At 56.5% G+C, this 1,461-nt stretch carries 1 protein-coding gene; it reads left to right on the forward strand.

The genetic code is table 11. The features are described 5' to 3' along the window. Nucleotides 1-469 precede the first annotated feature (469 nt). Nucleotides 470-1,288: a DUF2189 domain-containing protein gene (locus HW561_RS23225; protein ID WP_176867756.1), complete on the forward strand. Its 819-nt coding sequence runs from the start codon at nt 470-472 to the stop codon at nt 1,286-1,288. Nucleotides 1,289-1,461: the final 173 nt, after the last annotated feature.

A 1,461-nucleotide genomic window follows, 5' to 3' on the forward strand; every position in this document is an offset into this window, starting at 1 on the left:
GTACTTGTCCCATAATGCTTCCTTCCATTTCAACGAATGGATCGCACCATCAAACCTTGGGATCAAACACCTAGGGTTACGCTGAGGAGAAACAACGACGAAGGTCCCGTTCAACGATCCAAGTTTCCTTGCCAGATTGAGGTCCGATTATTGACGTTGTACGGCAGATCAGATGGCTGCATTGGGCTGCGACCCGCCGACTGCACGCGCAGCATTTCAAATAGGCGGCAACGGCAGGATTGGGCTCTTAAATCCTCCGCCACGCGGGTACCGAGTGGCTGGTTCGAGAAACATCGCCGTTCGCTGCGCTGTGCGCGAACTGGTAGGACGCAGACTTAGCTGCCATACTCCCCCTTGCCCTGATGCCTCATCTGATGCAAATTTGTATGCGGCGGAGGGACGTCTGCTTCACCGCCGGGTCCGTTAGCAAACGGACCAGCGCGGTGCCATGCTTTGGGAGGAGTGTGTCATGGCATCCAAGACCGCAGGTTCCACACCACCGAACAATCTGACGCCGCCGCAGCGGGCCATGCCCAAGGTCAACAAGGTGACTGCGGGCGATATCACTGCGTCGCTGAAGGCCGGGTTTTCCGACTTTCTGACTCGCCCCTTCATGAGCGGTTTTTTCGGCCTGCTCTACGCCGTTTTCGGAATCCTGTTTGTCTGGAGCCTGATCTGGCTCGGCAAGATCTGGATGATCATTCCCGCCGTTGTAGGCTTTCCGCTGGTCGCACCTTTCGCCGCCACCGGGCTTTATGAAATGTCCCGCCGGTTGCAGAAGGGAGAGAGTTTCGGCTGGTCTGAAATCCTCACCGTCATGGCCAATCAACGCAAGCGCGAAATGGGCTGGATGGCCTTTGTCACTCTGTTCATTTTCTGGGTGTGGATTTACCAGGTTCGGCTTTGGCTGGCGATCATCCTGCAGGATGCGCCCTTCTCGGATTTTGACGGGTTTTTGAACACCGTGTTCTTCACACCGCAGGGCTGGACCTTCCTTGCTATTGGCACCTGCGCAGGCGCAATTCTGTCGGCTGTACTGTTCTCGGTGACCGTCGTCGCCATGCCCTTGCTGCTCGACCGGGAAACCAATTTCGTTTCCGCCATGTTAACGTCCATTCGCGTCGTCACGGAAAACCCGGTGGTCATGCTCACCTGGGCGGCGATTATCTCGGTCACCATGCTGTTGTCGCTGGTTCCGGCGTTTCTGGGCCTGATCTTTACCCTGCCGATCCTTGGTCACACCACATGGCATCTCTATCAGCGGGCCGTGGCACCAGCGGAGGGATGATCTATCCGGCCCTCACCTTGCGCAGCTGCATGGGTATTGTCACGTTAACCGTCGTTTTGTTGCTCTGGCTTGGAATTGGACGTAGGTGACATCGATGGGATCTGTGGCAAACTTCGTTCTTACCTGTCAGGTCGATTGTATTTCTGGTAGCGCGCACTCGAACATGGCGGGGG

Source organism: Ruegeria haliotis (assembly GCF_013377785.1).
In the GTDB taxonomy this organism is placed as follows: Bacteria; Pseudomonadota; Alphaproteobacteria; order Rhodobacterales; family Rhodobacteraceae; genus Ruegeria; species Ruegeria haliotis.